Here is a 17,541-nt window from a genome sequence, read left to right as displayed (position 1 = left end):
GCTCTGGCCGCAGAAAAGGAGATTGCAAGATTATGAGCGCTATCCAAGCCGTTAACTGGAACCGTCCTGACGATGATTTCTCATTGATGTTCTGGAACCAGAACATTATGCAATTCTGGACGGATGATGAAATTCCCCTATCGGATGATAAAATGTCCTGGCTCACGCTCAGTGAGCAGGAAAAGGACTCTTATATGAAGGTACTAGGCGGCTTGACGCTGCTGGACACCATTCAGGGCGGAGTCGGCATGCCGCAGATTATGGAGCATGTCGATGGCCTGCAGCGCAAGGCTGTGCTGGGCTTCATGGGCATGATGGAACAGATTCACGCCAAGTCGTACAGCAGTATTTTTACCACCCTCGCTTCTACAGAAGAAATTGACGGGGTATTCCGCTGGGTGGAAGAGAACCCGCATCTGCAGTTCAAGGCGGAGACTATCTCTCAGTATTATAAAAACATTGAATCCCCTAAAGACTTGTACCTCGCTATGGCAGCCTCCGTGCTGCTGGAGAGCTACTTGTTCTACAGCGGCTTCTTCTACCCGCTGTATCTGGCCGGCCAAGGCAAAATGACCTGCAGCGGTGAGATTATCGATCTGATTCTGCGCGATGAGAGCATTCACGGGGTGTACGTCGGTGTTCTGGCGCAGGAGATTTTTGACGGACTTGAGGAAGACGAGCAGCGTGACCTGCATCAGACACTTGTAGGCCTGCTCCGCCTGCTGCACGAGAATGAAGAACGTTATACGGAACAGGTATATGCTCCTATCGGACTGGTGGACGAGGTTAAGACCTTCCTGCGCTACAATGCCAACAAAGCCATGATGAATCTCGGTCATGATCCGCTGTTCGATGAGGAAGAGATTAATCCGATTGTGCAGAACGGCATCAGTACCCACACGAAGCAGCATGACTTCTTCTCGAAGAAAGGCAACGGATATATCCGTGCACTGAACGTGGAGCCGCTGAAGGATGAAGATTTCCAGTTTTAACAATAAAACAGCTGCAGTTCAGGACTTGTAAACCGTCCTGGGCTGCAGCTGTTTTTGGCTTTTAATACATTCGTTCTTCACCGGTAATCGGATTTTTGAATGCTGACTCGATATCGCTACTGGTAAGCTCATCCGCAAACTCGGGTTCATTTTTACCGGAGGAGATCGCAGGAGTCACTTTCTTAACCGGCGTAGCTTTGGGATCCGTTGTTTGTTTTGACTGTTTATCCATAGGTAAGGATCACTCCTTCAAGGCATAATTTGCCCCTATAGGATACCAATATCCAAGTGGTTTTATACAATTCGGAGTTGTGATCGTAGTTCTTTACAGAATAGGTGACAACAACCTTGCTACAGCTTCTTTGAATTTGGCCAGCTTCGGCCGTACCTCGTATCTCTCGAGTGTTAACTCCGAGCACTCAGTACTATCTTCTAAGAATAAGTCATGCAGCTGACCGGCAATGACTTCGTCACAGACCAGTGCATTCACCTCAAAATTCAGCCGGAAGCTGCGGGTATCAATATTCGCTGTACCGACAGATGCGATCTCTTGATCCACTACAATCGTCTTCGCATGCATGAATCCTTTTTCATATTGCAGGATTTTGACGCCATAGGGCAGCAGTTCACCGGCATGCGCCAGGGTTGCCGAATAGACAAACATATGGTCCGGCTTATTGGGTATCATGATTCGTACGTCCACTCCGGACATCAGCGCGATTTTGCAGGCATCCATAAAGCTGGCATCCGGAACGAAATAAGGCGTTTGAATGTAGATGCTCTTCTTGGCGGAACCGATTAATTTCAGATACATATTTTTCAGATGCTCTGTCTGGGAATTGGGGCCGCTGGAGATGATCTGAACCACACTTTCACCGGTATGTCTTTCCGTACGGAACGGTAACTGCTCCGGGTGCTTTTCACTGCGATTCGCAGCCTTGTTCCAGTCCAGGAAAAACCGGCCTTGAATCTGATCGACAGATCCTCCCTTGATCCGGAAATGAGTGTCCCGCCAATAGCCCATTTTTTTGTCGAGACCGAGGTACTCATCCCCGACATTAAATCCGCCGATATAGGCAATCTCTCCGTCAATAATGCACAGCTTTCTGTGGTTGCGGTTATTAATCCGGAAATTAATCAGCCGGAACAGCGACGGGAAGAATACTTCCACCTTCCCTCCATATTCGATTAACTCCTTGAAGAAGGAACGTGATATCCGCTTGGAGCCGATCTCATCATACAGAACGCGTACCTGGACGCCTTCCTTCGCCTTAAGTGTCAGCTCATCCCGTAGCCTGGTCCCTAATTCATCGGGTTGAATGATATAATACTGCACGTTGATTTCTTGGGTTGCATTGCGGATATCCTCGAACAACGAATTAAATTTCTCCCGCCCGTCATTAAATATCTCAATTTCGTTGTCGGATGAGATAATTGCGTTGGAGGATAACAGGTTCATCTTTAGCAGATCGGCATACTTGGCTGTAAGTCCCCCTTGATAATCTACATTCATCAGCTGTTCATCGATAGCCGATTGAAGGTACATCCGCTCTTCAGCGGTTAGGTTGTAGAAATTTCTCTGCTTAAGCTGTCTGCCGAAGAAAATGTAAAACAGAAATCCGACCACGGGGATAAAAAACAAGACCATCAGCCAGGCCCATGTGGACCCGATATCTCTACGCTCAATGAAGACAACAATTGCAGCCAAAATAATATTGAGTATGGTTACAAGAGATAGACTAAGTGTGAAGAGGCTCCCCCATTCCAAATCGTGCCAGCCCCTTTCAGATGCATTTGCTGCGTATAGTTTGTACAGTAACTATTTAATAACCAAACATCCCCCCACTCGAAGCAGCAGCTTCATGGGGAGTTGTGGAAGATAGAAGCGGATCGCTCTACTTCAAGTATTTTCCCGTGCACCTGAGATTACGATATACTCCTGATTCATTTCGCTCATGCCTGACATCCTTTTGGTTCATATTGATGTTAGTATACAATCATAGGCAATCTCTTAGGATCGTGTCAATACATAACCGGTCGATATATCTTCACAAATTTTTGATCAAAGAAAAAGACGCAGGAACTACTCCATGGAGTAAGTTATTGCGTCTTTTATGCGTAGTGTTGTCTTAGAAAATCGTTGGCACCATTCCCCCGTCCATGCGGATCGGAGAACCTTTGAAGGCTGAAGCAAATGGACTGCATACGAACGCAGCCAATCTGCCAATCTCATAAGGCCTGATGAAGCGCTGGATTTCGGATTGGGGAAGATGGGTACTCATGAAGGTTCGTTCTTTCTCAGCAAAAGACCTCTCATCATTGGCGTAGATGCCTTCGATAATCTGCTGCACATTTTCAGACAGCGTTGGGCCAGGCATAATCGTGTTTATGGTAACTTCGGTCCCGATAGTCAGTTTGGATAAGCTTTTGGACAAGGATAGCAGCATCGATTTGGTCATACAGTACTGCGGCATTTGCCCGGATGGCATCACTGCTTCTTCACTTGCGATGAAGATAATGCGTCCGTAACCGTTCTTAAGCATCCTGGGGAGATAGAATCTAGCCAAACTGTTCGCTGCCAGTACATTCGTCCAGAAGTATCGCTCCCACACTTCATCATCAAGGTCCTCATACCGCATCATTTCGTAGATGCCTGTATTGTTGACTAGAATATCAATGTCGGGGAACTTCGCAAATAAGGCTTCCCTCTGCTGAGCATCTGTAATATCAGCGGTTGCATTCCGGGGATTGGTGGACGGAAATTGCTGCCGGATCTCCTCTACAACGCGTTCGACTTCTTCCTCACTTCGGCCATTGATCAGCACATGTACACCTTCCCGGGCGAGCTCGATAGCGATTGCTTTCCCAATCCCTTTTGTCGATCCCGTTACTAGAGCCGTTGTATTCGTTAATCCCATATCCATCGTTCATCTCTCCTTGTGTTCTTACTGCACTGGATAGAGATTATGATACCTGGTCCGGCACTTCTGGTAACTAGCCTGTCCCGCCATCTTACTTGTTGGACACGCCAATTTACTAAACCGTCGTCACGGCAGGACTTAGATGTTCGGAACGCCAATGGGCTGGAGTATCTCCTTCCCACAAACGGAAGGCGCGGTAGAATGAGTTTTGATCCTCATATCCGATAAGGAAGGCTACTTCTTTAATATCTAGTGAAGGGTCGGCCAGATATTCCAGTGCCTGCTCATGCCGGGCCTCAGTTAACAGTTGTTTGAAGCTGGTTCCCTCGTCCGTAAGCTTACGCTGCAGAGTGCGGTTACTCACTCCGAGTTGCCTGGCGACAGCCTGAATATCCTGGCGTCCTGCTGTGAGATTACGTTTCATGATCCATTTGACAGTCTCGGTCAAAGAGCGGCTGCTTTGCCGTTCATCCAAGGAATGATCCAGCACGGGTGTCAATATCTGCAGCAGCTCTTCGTTATAGGAGATAAACGGGAGGTCAAGATGTATCCTGTGCAATGTCAACCGGTTATGTTTCGCCCCGGTCTGAATCGGCGCGCCAAAATACGTCTCCAGTGCCCGTACGTCTCCCATAGGGTACGCGAATTCAACGAATTTGGCATTCACCTGTTGTCCGGTGCCCCGCCGGCCGAGCTCCAGCAGAGTAGCCAGGGTGATTCCGGCTAATACCGGCGGACCGGTCTGCACACCGGACTGCCAGTTCAGATCAATCGTACAGCTATCTCCCTCTTCATTGATTTCTAAGTTCTCAGGCGGGCACATTTGTTTATACCGGGCCATCCGGTATAACGCATCGCGATAGTTGCGGGCGTGGTATGTCGCCAAGACTGAAGGCGGGTACTGTGCTGTTTCAAATGCGCTAGATAACCTGATAATACTATGTGAAATGTCTCCGACGAGATCGGAATATGCCAGCCAGATTGCAAAATATTGGGCGGTGGTAACCCCGTTTGAATCCTTTATCACAGTGAGCGGCAATCCTGCTTGCGAAGCGACTTCGTGCAGCGATAACCCCATGTGGCTTAATCCTGTCCAGAACCCTGGCGGGATCTTTATACGTTCAGAAGGAGGATGGAATGCCAACTTGATCGTCCTCTCTTAATCTAATACCATTTATTCTGAATCCGAGGGATTAATAATAGCGAGAACCTGATGATCCTTCCAGACTCCGTTGATCTTCACATTGCTTCGGGCGATGCCTTCTTTGTGGAAGCCCACATTCTCAAGCACCCGGATAGAACCGGGATTCTGCGGCGAAGCTTCTCCGCTAATCCGGTGGAATTTCAGCTCCTCGAAGGCATAACGCACGACCTGTTTTACGGCTTCCGTCATATAGCCCTTCCCGTTATATGCCTGATCCAGGCTGTATCCGATCATGCAGCTCTGGAGCGCACTCCGTACCACAAAGGATAGCCCAACATTACCAATAATCCGGTCATCCTCTTTAAGGCAGATTACAAAATCATATCTCCGGTCATCTTCCCTATCCGCCCTGCCCTTTATTATCGTCTGCAGCTGATGCTCCTCTGTATAAAATCCCTCCTGGACGCTTGGCGAGAATTGCTCGAAAAACTCCCGGTTACGCTTGTACAGGGCTGTCATTTCTCCGGCATCCTTTTCCTCAGGGAACCGGACATAAACTCGCTGCTCTAGCAATTTCATCATCTCCGCCTCTCTTTCATTTAATAGGTTCAGATATCCCCGCAAAATATTCCAAAACGACTTCGCGGAAATCGTGGGCAGCCCGGGAAATATACCTGCTTTTATGCCACAATAATGCGATTTCCCGCACCATTCCCGGATCCTCTATTTGGAGATATCTGAGAGAAGCCCGTGAATCCCTTGCTGTACCGGGAATAAAGGCAATACCAACCTCGGCTTCCACCAGTGAGACTAATCTTGAAGGTTCATCCCCTTCATACACATAGTTTAGAATAAAACCTGATGACTTGCATACAGCGTCCGTCAGATCACGGGTACCGTACCCTCTCTTTACACCCACAAACCATTCATCTCTTAATTCTGCCAAGGTCACACTAACCCGGTCTGCCAGATGGTGACCTTTAGGCACAGCAACAAGGATCGGATCGTTGAACACAATGATGCTCTCAATGTCTTCGTCTTCTATAGACGGCGAGGACAAACAGAAGTCCACTTCACCTCTAAGTAACCGTTCAACCATTTCCTTGGTAGTTAGCATTTGCACATGAAAGTGGATGGTGGGCTGCTTTTTACGGAAAGCTCTCAGGATATTTGGTAAAGTACTTGCCGCAGTCACCGCTAATTCGAGTGTGCTCTGTTCCGGGCTGGACAGATCTTTGAGCTCCTGCTTCCCCTGCTCTAATTCAAACAAAGCTCTTTCTGCGCGGCTGAGGAACCGGATGCCAAATTCATTTAATCGCAGTCTCCTGCCGCTGCGGTCAAATAAAGGAACTCCCAGATCCTCTTCCAGACGCCCGATCGTTTTGCTAAGCGAGGATTGAGTAACATGCAGACAACGTGCAGCTTCGGTCATATGCTCCAACCGGGCTACCGCCAGAAAATATTGCAGCTGAAGAAGTTCCATTCCGTATCCTCCATTCATTCCTTTGCGTCTATGAAATCATACCATGAAATGCGTTGGAATAAATAAAGGAATTCAAGTACGCTTACTTTAACAAAATTTAGAGGGAGGGCAACAAGGATGAATGCCCGCAGCAGGTGGTTATTGATTTCCGTGGGATTAGGAGTACTCTTAAATCCGTTAAATTCTTCGATGATTTCCGTTGCAATTGCCAGACTTCAGGACGTATACAAGCTTAACTATACTAACGTGTCCTGGGTTATTTTTTCATTTTACATTGCCAGTGCTGTTGCACAGCCGGTGATGGGAAAGGCCAGTGATATCTTCGGACGCAGAACAATCTTTCTTGCCGGTCTTGTTGTAGCATTCGCTGCCTCATTACTGGCTCCGCTATCACCTAGCTTCGGCTGGCTCATTGTATTTCGTATTGTACAATCCGTCGGAACAAGTATGATGGTTGCTGTTGGAATGGCTATCATCAGGATTCATATCACGGAGAAACAGGCAACCGCGCTGTCCGTGATGTCGATATTTCTGTCAGGAGCAGCCGCAATCGGCCCCTTTATTGGCGGGACTTTAATTCATTGGTGGGATTGGAAGGCTATATTTTTCGTAAATATTCCGTTTGTGGCGGCTAGTTTCGTGCTTGCCTGGAGAACAATACCAGAGGACAACCCGCCAGTAACCACCGCTAAGTGGTTTGAATGGATGGATCTGTCGGGGATCCTGCTCTTTACAATTGGTCTGGTCTCTTTGCTCATTGGACTATTATCAGCGAAATCATCCGAAGAAATTGCATTCTTACATGTTATTTTAGTGGGGATTGGGCTAGCTTTTCTAACGGCTTTTGTCAGACATGAGCTAAAAGCGGCGTCACCCTTCATTCCTTTGCGCACCTTCGTTAAATATCCTGAGATGACGTGGGTAAATGTGGAGTACATGCTTGTTAATGTGCTGTTTTATGCGCTCTTTTTCGGCTTGCCCTCCTACTTGCAAATGGTGCGGGGGGTCAGTGAGTTCCATACGGGAATTCTCATGCTGAGCTTAGGTTTATGTTCACTTGGTGCTGCTCCAATAGCAGGACGGTGGATTGATAAATCTGGTCCAGCGCCAGCTTTACTTGTATCCGCAGTACTAATGACCTTCGGATCCGTGTGGCTCATAACATTGGACGGAAATTCACCGGTTATCAGCGTTTGTATTGCACTGGCGGCATTCGGCATAAGCAACGGCCTGAACGGTGTTGGCTTACAGGCTGCCTTGTTCCAAAGCTCTCCTAAAGAGATTATTGGTGTAGCCTCCGGAGTCTTTAATACTTCCAGGTACCTCGGGACGATACTCTCCTCATTGTTGATAAGCATCGTTATGGGAAATAAGTTCAGCAGCGGAGGCTTACAGGTGCTTGGCATGATCCTCACGGTAATCGCCTTATCTTTGGTGTTCATGAGCTGGCGCCGCCGGGAGTCAGAGAAATTACAGAATGCGCAGCTTCGCTAAAAATAAAACAAAAACAAGGGAGAGGTCTGCCACTCCCTTGTTGGATTATGTTCCCTATTCGTGAGAGTTATCGAACCGGTACGTCCAGAATTGCTCCGTGCCGAACCGCATACGGATTTCTTCATCAGACAGCTCCCGGTTGCCAACGAGCTCCGCTGCCTGGAACTGCGAACGGTGCGCCTGAATCGACGCCATCTTTCTGTCAAGAAACGCGGTCACGTCTATGGTTACATCCGCCTTCCCAATCATCTGCTCGTGATTGCTCGCGAATGCGCTGCAATAAACCAGCGGCCGCTCTGCTGAAGGAAGCTTGCCAATCGTGCGGATAACCGCGGCACCGGTTGCATCATGATCCGGATGCACACTGAATCCCGGGTAGAAAGTAATGACCAGCGAAGGGTTCAGCTCCTTTACCAGTGCCATAATCTGTGCATCCAGCAGTTCCTTGTCTTCAAACTCGATCATTTTGTCATGAAAGCCAAGCATTCTTAAATCCTGAATCCCAATTGCCTTACAGGATGCTTCGAGTTCCAGTTTGCGGATTGCAGGCAAGGTGACCCGGTTCGCAAAGGGAGGAATGCCCATGTTACGGCCCATCTCTCCAAGTGTCAGACAGGCAAAAGTAACTATCGCTCCACCTTCTATGTACTTGGCCAGCGTTCCTGAGGCAACGAAGGATTCATCATCGGGATGGGGCAACACCACTAAGATGCGCTGATGTCCCGCTTGTTTAGGTTTCATAGCTGCATGCACCTCCGCTTTCATTCGAATTTGTCCCGGCTCAGCTGCAGGGCGACGACCAGTTTACCCTGACTGTCGTGCCCGGCCATGATAAGCCGTTCAGTTTCAGTCTCATCTACATGGGTAAGGCCTTCAGCATATACCCAGCCCTGCTCCGTCTTTAAGCCGACCCGGTATGGGCCTGTTCCAGAGATCGAACCATGGGTATAACGGATGCCTGCATTACTGATGAATGCTGACGCCGGATGTCTCGTACTGTCCAAGTGATTGGCATAGGCACCTGTCGTGAGTTCAAGATGGATGAACAGGTCCTGACCGGTAAGCTGGTCGATCCTGTTCTGGATGTCTTGCGGGTTTATCAGCTGCATAGTAGCCTCCTTGTTGTCTGGTAGTCTATCCTTCAATTACATCTGCACGCAAATCCGTTGCAATCTCAAGCATTTTGGGAACGATGGCTTCGGCTGAAAGAGCTACATATAGATCTCCCCCATATAACCGGAAAGGGATTTCGCTGTCCCCAAGCCTCCACATAAAAAAATCCCCCTCGATGGTCATGATGCTCTCTGGTCCTTTAACGGAAAAAGACTGTGAATACGTAAAGTCAGGCTGGGACGCAAAATACTGTTTGCATTCTTCCAAAGTGATTGCTTGCTCCGGAAGGTTGTCCTGCATAGATCGTGTAATCCGAAAACGCTGATTCATTGTATACCTCCAAATGTACGAAATCTGCTCAGAAACATCATCATTGTTCCTTCAATGCGCTTACTGCTTCGAAATGTTATTTTCTCATTCCTTGTGTCCACTGTCAAAACCATGCATGCCCATTCATGTTTATTAATGTTAAAAAGGTACATAGCAGCCGCTATGCACCTTACCAAATGCCCTATTGTATTACTCCTGATTCAAAAACAACCGGGTACGCTCCAGCTTTGGACTGCCAAAGATCTGCTCTGGCGTGCCCGATTCGGCAATCTCCCCGTTGTCCATAAAGAATATACGGTCCGCCACATCGCGGGCAAAACTCATCTCATGGGTCACAATGATCATCGTCATGTTCTCCTCTGCCAGCTGGCGGATCACACGCAGTACCTCGCCGGTCAGCTCGGGATCCAGTGCCGAGGTCGGCTCGTCAAAAAGCAGAATATCCGGATTCAGCATGAGCGCTCTGGCAATCGCTACCCGCTGCTTCTGTCCGCCGGACAGCATGGACGGATACACATCCGCCTTATCTGCAAGGCCTACCTTGGAGAGCAGCTCGCTGCTTCTGGCTGTAATCACCTGCGGGTTCTCCCGTTTGAGCGTTCTTGGAGCAAGCTCGAGATTGCCCCGCACAGTAAGGTGAGGGAACAGATTGAAATGCTGAAACACCATCCCCATGCTTGCGGTGATCTCTCTGATCGCCGCATGCCCGGCATATTTACCGTTCTCTACCAGCGGCTTGCCGTGAATGAAGATGCTGCCGGCGGTTACTTCCTCGAGATGCACCAGACTCCGCAGCATTGTGCTCTTACCTGAGCCGGAAGGCCCAATCACTGCTACGACTTCTCCCGGGTTCACCTCAAAGGTAATTTGCTTCAGCACATCAAGGCTGCCGAACGATTTCTGTAATTGTTTGACATCAATCATACTACTCATAGTTGGACAGTCCTTCTACTCAAATTTGAAACGTTTTTCCAGTGCTTTGAAGAATAAGGTCAGCACCAGGGTCATCAGCAAATAAATCACGCCGGCAACGACAAACGGGGTTACCGTAAAGTCACGGTTCACTGCAGTCTTTGCATAATTCAGCAGCTCCGGTACGGCTACAGCATAGAGTAATGCAGTGTCTTTGACCAATGTAATGGATTCATTGGCTACGGCAGGCAGCGCGACCCGGAACATCTGGGCGAGAATTACCTTACGGAGAGTCTGCCATTTGCTGAGTCCTAGCACCTTAGCCGCTTCATGCTGCCCTTTATCAATCGAAAGCAGCCCGCCGCGGAAAATTTCAGCAAAATAAGCACCATAATTAAGAATAAAGCCGAGACAGGCCGCAGCGAAGCGGTCCATAACCAGATACTGTCCGATCACCGGAATCTGCGGCAGGCCGAAACAGAAGAATAGCAGCTGCAGCAAAAGCGGTGTTCCGCGCATGACGTAAACATAGGTATGCGCAATCCAGGCCAGCGGCTTAACCCGGCTTTTGGCCAAGAGTGTGACCAGCATTCCGAGCGGAATGGATAATATAATGACAATCAGGAACAGCAGGGCCGTTGTCCGCGCACCCTCCAGCATCGGCCCGGCTATCTTGATAATATAATCGATATTCATTTCTTCAACCGACTCCTAAAGGTAACAATCTAGTTCAGTACTTTATTCTCGCCAAACCACTTTGTAGAAATTTCAGCCGCCGTTCCGTCACTGCTTAGTTCATCAAGTGCTTTCTGCAGCTCAGTCAGCAAAGCCTCATTGCCTTTTTTAATGCCGATGCCGTATTGCTCAGGGGCAAGAGATTCATCCAGCAGCTTGTAAGTATCTGTTTCTTTTGACATATAATATTTGGCCACCACTTCGTCAATCACCACGCCATCCAGACGTTTGGATTTCAGATCCGTCAGTGCAAGAACATTGTCCGGGAATTCGGACACACCGGCAATCTTTGCTTTTAGCGGGCTGGCTTCCAGCGCATCTGCAGCCGACGAAAGACTTTGCAGTCCGATTTCTTTCCCGGCCAGATCATCCAGCTTCGCAAGCTCTGAATCCGCAAGCACGACTACTACCTGGCTGTTCTCCAGATAAGGCTTGGTGAATAATACCTTTTCCTTGCGCTCGTCAGTGATCGTATATCCGTTCCAGATCATATCAATACGTCCACTGTTCAGTTCGGATTCCTTGGCTGACCAGTCAATCGGCTGGAAGGTTACCTCTTTACCCATCTTCTCCGCCGCTGCTTTCGCATAATCGATATCGAAACCGACAATTTCGTTGTTGTCATCCCGGAAGCCCATTGGAGCAAACTTATCATCTATACCGATCACCAGCTTGCCGTCATTACCTCCTGAATTGGAGCAGCCTGCGACCACTGAAATTGCCGCCGCTGCCAATAGTACCCATAATCTACGTCTCTTCATCTTTCTAATCCCCCTAGTAAAATTACATATGATGCCCCGCGCTTTAGTTCGGTAACACGTTATCAGTTTATCATAATAACATACCGTGTTAGTTAAGTCGATAGAGAAGAAAGACACCTTTGTGTCAATAGAAAGCAGATTAACAAAAAAAGCTAAGCAGCTGTAAGACGCCGCCTAGCCCTCACTTAAGGTCTCTTTCCAGATTCTGTCCACTATTGAGCCTATTTCAAGCAGGACTGGTTCACTTTGTTTATCCTTTGCATAACCAAAATGCAGATCTACATGGAGATCAATGCCCTTCCATAATTTCAGCCTATTGTCTTCTGCAAACCGCATGGCTATTGGTTCCGCCAGTAATGAACAACCGATTTCCTGTTGAACCAAATTTCCAATCAACGATTCATCATCTACATACATAATTCGCTCTGGAACGATATCCTGCTGCAGGAAATAGTCGATGGACTGTTTATAGAAGGGGCAGTTTTGTGTTGTCCAGATCCACGGTTTCTCCGCAAAATATTCAAGAGACAACCCATCTTCCGGCACATCCCAACTATTGGGATATACTACAATCATCCTGAAGGAGTGCAGTTTGATAGACTTAATGGAGGGATGTGCGATATTACCATAGTAAAAACCTGCTTTTATATTGGAACTGGTAGGCATTCTGAAATGTACTTGATCAATTTCGCTATACGAAGGATATGACCCTCTGTATTCACCCCGATTCGAATGTGATCGACTTGATTTTCCTTTAACTCATTCACCTTAAGTTGAAATTTATCGATGGAAGAGAGTATATTTTGCGCTTCTACAATCAGCTGTGAGCCTTTTTCAGTAATTGTCATTCCCTTGGACGATCTGTGAAAGAGAGCGAACCCTACTTCCTTCTCTAAGGATTTGAGGTGGGCACTCACTGCCGGCTGACTCGTATTTAGCTGTGCTGCAGCCTCGGTTAAGTTGCCTGTTTGGGCTATTTTAATAAAAGTTTTCAATTGATATAGCTCCAATGTACCAGTCCTCCTTTGAAATATTTGTCTGAACCATCCATTTTTCTGATCGATCCCATCAGAACTTGAAATTGGACGGTTTGTTGTTTGATAGACTATAGTAACTCCAGAAAGACTGTAAGAGGAGTGTGTATTCATGACAGTTTTGCTTGCAATGTGCTTATTCTCATTATCCATGTCCATTTCCCCAGGCCCGGTGAACATGACGATTCTTGCAGCTGGAGTTAATTATGGCTTCAAGCGCTCGTTTCCTTTAGTATCTGGAGCAACCATTGGATTTACGTTTTTACTGTCTGCTGTTGGTTTAGGGATATCCAATTTAGTAGCACAAGCTCCTGTCTTTTACGAAATTCTAAGGTATGCTGGGACAGGATATATGAGTTATATAGGCTATAAAATTATGGTATCCCGTCCGGAAATTGAATACAAGGAGGAACAGCTGCCGCGTTATCGTCATGGTTTTTTTATGCAATGGCTTAATCCCAAGGCTTGGATTGCTTGTCTTTCCGGTGTAACTTCGTTTGGTTTAAATTCATCGCTTTCATTGCTTGTTATTTTTGTAAGTATTTATTTCTTCATATGTTATCTGTCACTTGCTGCCTGGGCCCTGCTGGGATCCAAGTTGCAATTCCTCACGAAGGTGAAAAACGGCATGAGGACTTTTAACATTATAATGGGGGGCTCATTAATTATTGTAGCAGTTTATCTACTGTTTTCACATTTGTGATCTTAAGACAAACAAAAGTGCCTTTAATGAAAAATTATTTTTTCTAGTAACATACAGCCAGAATCGACCCTAATTTTGATCTTCGATGTACTAGCGCTGGATAAAGAAACCGGAGCTATGGTTTGTTTGGTTCCACTAGAAAGCAGATCCAGCGTAACCAACACCCGTTCATCCTGGAGCACCGTTACTGAGACGGGCTGATCAGCACTATATACAAATGAGAGACTGCTGTCCTCTGTTGTATCGTTTATCGTATATACAGCGAATTCCCCGCCTTGCAGCTCAAGGACAAACCGGTCCCACAAAATGTCGAAGAAGAACCGTTTCTGAAGACCTTCCAATTTGCTGTCCTCCACAATACGCATCCCTGTCCGGGAACGGTAATTATAATGATTTCCTTCCGTACGCAAGCCGCTATAGGCCACCCCTTTCCCCGGAAGCTCATCGAAGTCTGTCGCCCGGACGGAACATCCCGGAATTCGAAACACCGCATTTGTAACTTCAGCATTATACCTGCAGTTTCCGATCTTCATGTTCTCCAGATATTGATCGAAGATGCGGCAGGCCTGTTCGTAACCCGGGTGGATTCCCCCTCTGGTATACTCCATGATTTGGTCCCAACCCTCAGGCAGGTTAACCGAGTATGGCGAATTCTTGGTGTCCATTTTTTTCCACGGCCAAAGATTATACCCAATATTCAATTCCGCGGCGAGCGGATAGAGCGCTGTGTACCATTCATTGAGATTCTCACCTGTTTCCCCTAACCACAGAGGTGCATTCAGCCTTTCGGATACTTCCAGGAATTCATAAAAAGAGCTGATCTCCGGGTAGCAGGCATATCTGTGAAAATGCACAACCATGTTGTCATCATATTTTTTGAAGAAAATGCTGGTGTCTGTTGCCCAGTGATGGCCTTCAATCGATAGCATATGCTTCTTATCCACGGTCCGGATCGCTGCAATGGCTTCTTCATAAAACCGCACAAGCTTAGGGACTAAATATTCAAAGTCTTTCCCTGGTCCAGGTGTTTTGATCGGTTCGTTAAGCAGGTCGTATCCGCCGACAATCCAGCGGTCCTTGTACCGGTCTGCAAGCTGCTTCCAAAGGGCGATCCCCTTATTCCAGCTGTCTTCATCTATAAACAGCCTCGGCACATCATCGATAGAGTCGTCGATGTTCTGACCCGTCTGCCCGCCCGGCGCACCATGCAAATCCAAAAAGGCATAGAGCTTAAATTCCTCGCACCAGTCCAAGCAGCGGTCAATCAGCTGAAAGCCTTCTTCCTTCCACGCGATTCCCGGCTCATTCTCCATTAAAATACGCCAGTTGAACGGAATCCGGATCGAGTTATATCCCTGCTCAGCCATTATCCTGATATCTTCTCTGGTGATATAGTTATTTCTGAATGCGTTCCAAAATTGCTCGGAATATTTCGAACCGGTTAATTCACGGATAACAGCCTCGATTCTCTGGGGTCTGTCAAATCTGCTGTTCCCGTCTGTCGTCCACATGTACCCTTCCGGAAGCAGCCAGTTGCCGAGCCCCCAGCCGGATAGAATAATTTCTTCGCTTTCTTCGTTCACAATTGATCTGTCCTCTGCTCTCAGAAAACCTTTGACTCTCGAATTGCTTAATTTGTCATTCACCTAAGAAGACACCCTTTCGCAAATGGAATTGAAGCGTTTACAATTGTGTGCAGTTTCTATTAATTTCCGCATCAAATGCTCATAGCCAGCCGGTTCATTGAAGTGGAGAACATCCACCATTGGAATCCATTTGCGGGGGGGAGCTAACCCCACCCCCAAAGACGATTTAATCATTTAATCCTTTTCCATCCAGAATATGCGGTGTATATTTTTCGACCCTTGCTGCCCGCGTTTTGGATTGTTTAGGAGCTGTGAAATAAAGAATATATGCCCGTTGCCGGCCGGGTGTTAATGCTTCAAAAGCAGCCTGAAAGCCAGGGAGTTCAGCAAACCTGGACTGAAGTTCTTCAGGGATATCGGATTCTGTAGTCTTAAACTCCACTTTCAGCCCGGCGGTTTCTACTTCTATCGCCTCGTAAATATAGTCTTTCAACATGGGCTCCAGCTCCGTTATTTCTGTAACACTCGTGAACCGGATCTGACGTGATCCCTGTACATTCTTAGTTTGCTGAGTTAGAATCCCGTGGACATCACGCAGCAAAGCCCCTTTTACAAATAGAACCGCACAATATTCCTTAAATCCATGAATTAACAGAATGTTTCCATTCTGAAAGGTGTAGCAAGGTACACCCCACTTCAGTTCTTCGGTCAGCTGACAGTCAAGCATAATCATTCTCAGCTTCGCAAATTCTTCACTCCACTTATCGGCTTTACTGAAAAAAAACTCAACTTTAGGATTCTTGGTATCATTTGTCATCCAGGAGCACCCTTCTTTGTTCATCATAATTGTATGTATGCATATGGTGCAGCTTACAACGGTTCAATTGTACTGCATTTTTATCACAAAAGCTGAAAATTGTCTACTCGCCCCCTATACGTAAAAACGGCTGCACGCCCTATTAAAGGGTCTGCAGCGGTTTCCTGCTAATACGGCGTCTCGAAGACCCACATGATATAAAACTGGAAATAAAGGGAGTGTCCCGGTATACTTGAAAAATAACCCGACTCTTTAACTTGGAAATGGAGAGCATACATATGATTACTCATACCACTCCTTCGATAAAAAAACAGGTATACGACCGGATTTCCTATCTCGGGACCGTTTCCAAAGCCGATCTGCTGCATCATTTTGCATTAGCCAGCAGCAGCATGACACGCTTGCTTGAAGAAATGACTTCACAAGGTCTGATTATCGCCTCCGGACTAGGAAGCTCTACCGGCGGAAGAAAGCCCGTGTTGTTCCAGACCCGTCCGAGATACCGCTACCTGCTGGGACTTGAAATATCACGCATTTATTCTAAACTCGGCCTCTATGATCTGCATCTTAATACATTATCTGTGATCCGCTGGGAAATGGATGCGCAGATGACACCTGAGCGTTTGACTGATTATGTTGAAAATGCTGCCGCTGACTTTCTTGCGAAGGAAGGGATCTCTGCGGATCAAGTCCTCGGCATAGGGATTGGTGCGGTCGGTCCTCTGGACCGCAGGAAAGGGGTCATTCTTGAACCGGAGCTATTCCCCTCTCCTCACTGGAAGAACGTTCCGATCTGCGACATGCTTACGGCAAGGCTGGGCATTCCGGCCAAACTGGATAATGGCGCAAATACCGCATTAATCGGTGAACATTGGGCGCTCCGAAATGATAATATTGAGCATGCCCTTTATGTACATGCAGGGATCAATATCCGCTCAGCTATGATGTCCGGCGGTAAGCTCATCCGGGGAGCGGTGGATACGGAAGGGGCGGTCGGCCAGATGATCATCCAGACCGGCGGGCCAAGACTCCGGGGGATAGGGAACTATGGAGCGCTGGAAGCTTTTGTATCAGTGCCATCCCTGGTTGACCGTGTTCGTGCCCAGCTTAAGTCCGGGCGCAGCAGCCTGCTGTCTCCCTTTTCGCCTGACCATGTTAATTTTGCAACACTGGTTGACGCCCTTTCACAGGGAGATCTTCTCGTTAAAGAGCAATTTGCTGAAACGGCCCGCTATCTGGGAATTGGGCTGGCCAATTTGATCAATACCTTCCATCCTGAATACGTAATTCTGGGCGGCCCGCTTGTGAGCGCTGATCCCCTGGTCTTCAATATTGCACTGGAGACTGCAAAATCAAATATCTACCATTACCCGGAATACAGTCCGGTATTCTCGCATGGAATGCTTACGGATGAGGCCGTAGCTACTGGCGCAGCCATCATGGTGCTGCATGAATGGGAAGGGAATGAATAGCCATTCCGGGAAAAAGCACATGTTAAAAGAGCAGAGATGATCCC

At 47.5% G+C, this 17,541-nt stretch carries 20 protein-coding genes; 4 read left to right on the top strand and 16 right to left on the bottom strand.

Going from position 1 to position 17,541, the window contains the following annotated elements:
• The first annotated feature begins 32 nt into the window (after window positions 1–32).
• Window positions 33–992 (top strand): class 1b ribonucleoside-diphosphate reductase subunit beta, encoded by a 960-nt coding sequence (nrdF, locus tag JRJ22_RS13060; protein ID WP_206104834.1) that lies wholly within the window; start codon window positions 33–35, stop codon window positions 990–992.
• Window positions 993–1,053: 61 nt separating this feature from the next.
• On the opposite strand, the gene JRJ22_RS13055 is transcribed toward nrdF, so the two are convergent.
• The 6 genes from JRJ22_RS13055 to JRJ22_RS13030 form a co-directional block, all read right to left on the bottom strand.
• The gene (locus tag JRJ22_RS13055) at window positions 1,054–1,224 is read right to left on the bottom strand and encodes a hypothetical protein (RefSeq protein ID WP_206104833.1); all 171 of its coding nucleotides are present in this window, start codon (window positions 1,222–1,224) and stop codon (window positions 1,054–1,056) included.
• A gap of 93 nt (window positions 1,225–1,317) precedes the next feature.
• Window positions 1,318–2,760 (bottom strand): cardiolipin synthase, encoded by a 1,443-nt coding sequence (gene cls / locus JRJ22_RS13050; protein WP_206104832.1) that lies wholly within the window; start codon window positions 2,758–2,760, stop codon window positions 1,318–1,320.
• 361 nt (window positions 2,761–3,121) lie between these two features.
• On the bottom strand, window positions 3,122–3,916 hold the full coding sequence (locus JRJ22_RS13045) for an SDR family NAD(P)-dependent oxidoreductase (protein WP_206104831.1): 795 nt from the start codon (window positions 3,914–3,916) through the stop codon (window positions 3,122–3,124).
• Between the two features lie 112 nt (window positions 3,917–4,028).
• The gene (locus JRJ22_RS13040) at window positions 4,029–4,991 is read right to left on the bottom strand and encodes an AraC family transcriptional regulator (RefSeq protein ID WP_206104830.1); all 963 of its coding nucleotides are present in this window, start codon (window positions 4,989–4,991) and stop codon (window positions 4,029–4,031) included.
• Window positions 4,992–5,087: 96 nt separating this feature from the next.
• Window positions 5,088–5,636, bottom strand: a complete 549-nt coding sequence (locus JRJ22_RS13035; protein ID WP_408637897.1) for a GNAT family N-acetyltransferase — start codon at window positions 5,634–5,636, stop codon at window positions 5,088–5,090.
• 16 nt (window positions 5,637–5,652) lie between these two features.
• A complete protein-coding gene (locus JRJ22_RS13030; RefSeq protein WP_206104829.1) occupies window positions 5,653–6,540 on the bottom strand; it encodes a LysR family transcriptional regulator in 888 nt (295 codons plus the stop codon).
• Between the two features lie 117 nt (window positions 6,541–6,657).
• Here JRJ22_RS13030 and JRJ22_RS13025 point away from each other — a divergent pair, with 117 nt between their 5' ends.
• Complete coding sequence (locus JRJ22_RS13025; RefSeq protein WP_206104828.1) at window positions 6,658–8,034, top strand: MFS transporter; 1,377 nt, start codon at window positions 6,658–6,660, stop codon at window positions 8,032–8,034.
• Between the two features lie 54 nt (window positions 8,035–8,088).
• Here the strand turns inward: JRJ22_RS13025 and bshB2 are convergent, their stop codons facing one another.
• The 8 genes from bshB2 to JRJ22_RS29210 all read right to left on the bottom strand — a co-directional run bounded on the left by bshB2 (window position 8,089) and on the right by JRJ22_RS29210 (window position 12,895).
• Complete coding sequence (bshB2, locus tag JRJ22_RS13020) at window positions 8,089–8,775, bottom strand: bacillithiol biosynthesis deacetylase BshB2 (RefSeq protein WP_206104827.1); 687 nt, start codon at window positions 8,773–8,775, stop codon at window positions 8,089–8,091.
• 20 nt (window positions 8,776–8,795) lie between these two features.
• Window positions 8,796–9,143 (bottom strand): YojF family protein, encoded by a 348-nt coding sequence (locus JRJ22_RS13015; protein ID WP_206104826.1) that lies wholly within the window; start codon window positions 9,141–9,143, stop codon window positions 8,796–8,798.
• A 25-nt stretch (window positions 9,144–9,168) separates the two neighbouring features.
• A complete protein-coding gene (locus tag JRJ22_RS13010) occupies window positions 9,169–9,477 on the bottom strand; it encodes a hypothetical protein (protein WP_206104825.1) in 309 nt (102 codons plus the stop codon).
• A 189-nt stretch (window positions 9,478–9,666) separates the two neighbouring features.
• Complete coding sequence (locus tag JRJ22_RS13005) at window positions 9,667–10,410, bottom strand: amino acid ABC transporter ATP-binding protein (protein WP_269751882.1); 744 nt, start codon at window positions 10,408–10,410, stop codon at window positions 9,667–9,669.
• A 15-nt stretch (window positions 10,411–10,425) separates the two neighbouring features.
• Complete coding sequence (locus JRJ22_RS13000; protein WP_206104824.1) at window positions 10,426–11,085, bottom strand: amino acid ABC transporter permease; 660 nt, start codon at window positions 11,083–11,085, stop codon at window positions 10,426–10,428.
• 29 nt (window positions 11,086–11,114) lie between these two features.
• On the bottom strand, window positions 11,115–11,885 hold the full coding sequence (locus JRJ22_RS12995) for an amino acid ABC transporter substrate-binding protein (RefSeq protein WP_206104823.1): 771 nt from the start codon (window positions 11,883–11,885) through the stop codon (window positions 11,115–11,117).
• A gap of 174 nt (window positions 11,886–12,059) precedes the next feature.
• On the bottom strand, window positions 12,060–12,551 hold the full coding sequence (locus JRJ22_RS29215) for a LysR substrate-binding domain-containing protein (protein WP_232381128.1): 492 nt from the start codon (window positions 12,549–12,551) through the stop codon (window positions 12,060–12,062).
• On the bottom strand, window positions 12,530–12,895 hold the full coding sequence (locus JRJ22_RS29210; protein ID WP_232381127.1) for a LysR family transcriptional regulator: 366 nt from the start codon (window positions 12,893–12,895) through the stop codon (window positions 12,530–12,532). Before JRJ22_RS29210 ends, JRJ22_RS29215 begins: the two co-directional genes overlap by 22 nt.
• A gap of 136 nt (window positions 12,896–13,031) precedes the next feature.
• Between JRJ22_RS29210 and JRJ22_RS12985 the strand changes: the two genes are divergently transcribed.
• Window positions 13,032–13,622 (top strand): LysE family translocator, encoded by a 591-nt coding sequence (locus JRJ22_RS12985; protein WP_206104822.1) that lies wholly within the window; start codon window positions 13,032–13,034, stop codon window positions 13,620–13,622.
• Between the two features lie 23 nt (window positions 13,623–13,645).
• On the opposite strand, the gene JRJ22_RS12980 is transcribed toward JRJ22_RS12985, so the two are convergent.
• Window positions 13,646–15,268, bottom strand: coding sequence for a cellulase family glycosylhydrolase (locus JRJ22_RS12980; RefSeq protein WP_206104821.1), 1,623 nt, complete (start codon window positions 15,266–15,268; stop codon window positions 13,646–13,648).
• A gap of 166 nt (window positions 15,269–15,434) precedes the next feature.
• Entirely contained in the window at window positions 15,435–16,025 is a 591-nt protein-coding gene (locus tag JRJ22_RS12975; RefSeq protein WP_206104820.1) for a YdeI/OmpD-associated family protein, read from the bottom strand.
• A gap of 278 nt (window positions 16,026–16,303) precedes the next feature.
• Here JRJ22_RS12975 and JRJ22_RS12970 point away from each other — a divergent pair, with 278 nt between their 5' ends.
• Window positions 16,304–17,497 (top strand): ROK family protein, encoded by a 1,194-nt coding sequence (locus JRJ22_RS12970; RefSeq protein ID WP_206104819.1) that lies wholly within the window; start codon window positions 16,304–16,306, stop codon window positions 17,495–17,497.
• The last annotated feature ends 44 nt before the right edge of the window (window positions 17,498–17,541 follow it).

This window comes from Paenibacillus tianjinensis, assembly GCF_017086365.1.
Lineage (GTDB): Bacteria > Bacillota > Bacilli > Paenibacillales > Paenibacillaceae > Paenibacillus_AQ > Paenibacillus_AQ tianjinensis.
This window is presented reverse-complemented; position numbering and strand designations above follow the sequence as displayed.

Coding starts and splice junctions, on each gene's coding strand:
- JRJ22_RS12970 (WP_206104819.1), top strand. CDS start 16,304: ATGATTACTCATACCACTCCTTCGATAAAAAAACAGGTATACGACCGG.
- JRJ22_RS12975 (WP_206104820.1), bottom strand. CDS start 16,025: ATGACAAATGATACCAAGAATCCTAAAGTTGAGTTTTTTTTCAGTAAA.
- JRJ22_RS13035 (WP_408637897.1), bottom strand. CDS start 5,636: ATGAAATTGCTAGAGCAGCGAGTTTATGTCCGGTTCCCTGAGGAAAAG.
- JRJ22_RS13055 (WP_206104833.1), bottom strand. CDS start 1,224: ATGGATAAACAGTCAAAACAAACAACGGATCCCAAAGCTACGCCGGTT.
- bshB2 (WP_206104827.1), bottom strand. CDS start 8,775: ATGAAACCTAAACAAGCGGGACATCAGCGCATCTTAGTGGTGTTGCCC.
- JRJ22_RS12995 (WP_206104823.1), bottom strand. CDS start 11,885: ATGAAGAGACGTAGATTATGGGTACTATTGGCAGCGGCGGCAATTTCA.
- JRJ22_RS13000 (WP_206104824.1), bottom strand. CDS start 11,085: ATGAATATCGATTATATTATCAAGATAGCCGGGCCGATGCTGGAGGGT.
- JRJ22_RS13030 (WP_206104829.1), bottom strand. CDS start 6,540: ATGGAACTTCTTCAGCTGCAATATTTTCTGGCGGTAGCCCGGTTGGAG.
- JRJ22_RS12985 (WP_206104822.1), top strand. CDS start 13,032: ATGACAGTTTTGCTTGCAATGTGCTTATTCTCATTATCCATGTCCATT.
- JRJ22_RS13040 (WP_206104830.1), bottom strand. CDS start 4,991: ATGGGGTTATCGCTGCACGAAGTCGCTTCGCAAGCAGGATTGCCGCTC.
- JRJ22_RS29215 (WP_232381128.1), bottom strand. CDS start 12,551: ATGCCTACCAGTTCCAATATAAAAGCAGGTTTTTACTATGGTAATATC.
- nrdF (WP_206104834.1), top strand. CDS start 33: ATGAGCGCTATCCAAGCCGTTAACTGGAACCGTCCTGACGATGATTTC.
- JRJ22_RS13005 (WP_269751882.1), bottom strand. CDS start 10,410: ATGAGTAGTATGATTGATGTCAAACAATTACAGAAATCGTTCGGCAGC.
- JRJ22_RS13045 (WP_206104831.1), bottom strand. CDS start 3,916: ATGGATATGGGATTAACGAATACAACGGCTCTAGTAACGGGATCGACA.
- JRJ22_RS13025 (WP_206104828.1), top strand. CDS start 6,658: ATGAATGCCCGCAGCAGGTGGTTATTGATTTCCGTGGGATTAGGAGTA.
- JRJ22_RS13010 (WP_206104825.1), bottom strand. CDS start 9,477: ATGAATCAGCGTTTTCGGATTACACGATCTATGCAGGACAACCTTCCG.
- JRJ22_RS13015 (WP_206104826.1), bottom strand. CDS start 9,143: ATGCAGCTGATAAACCCGCAAGACATCCAGAACAGGATCGACCAGCTT.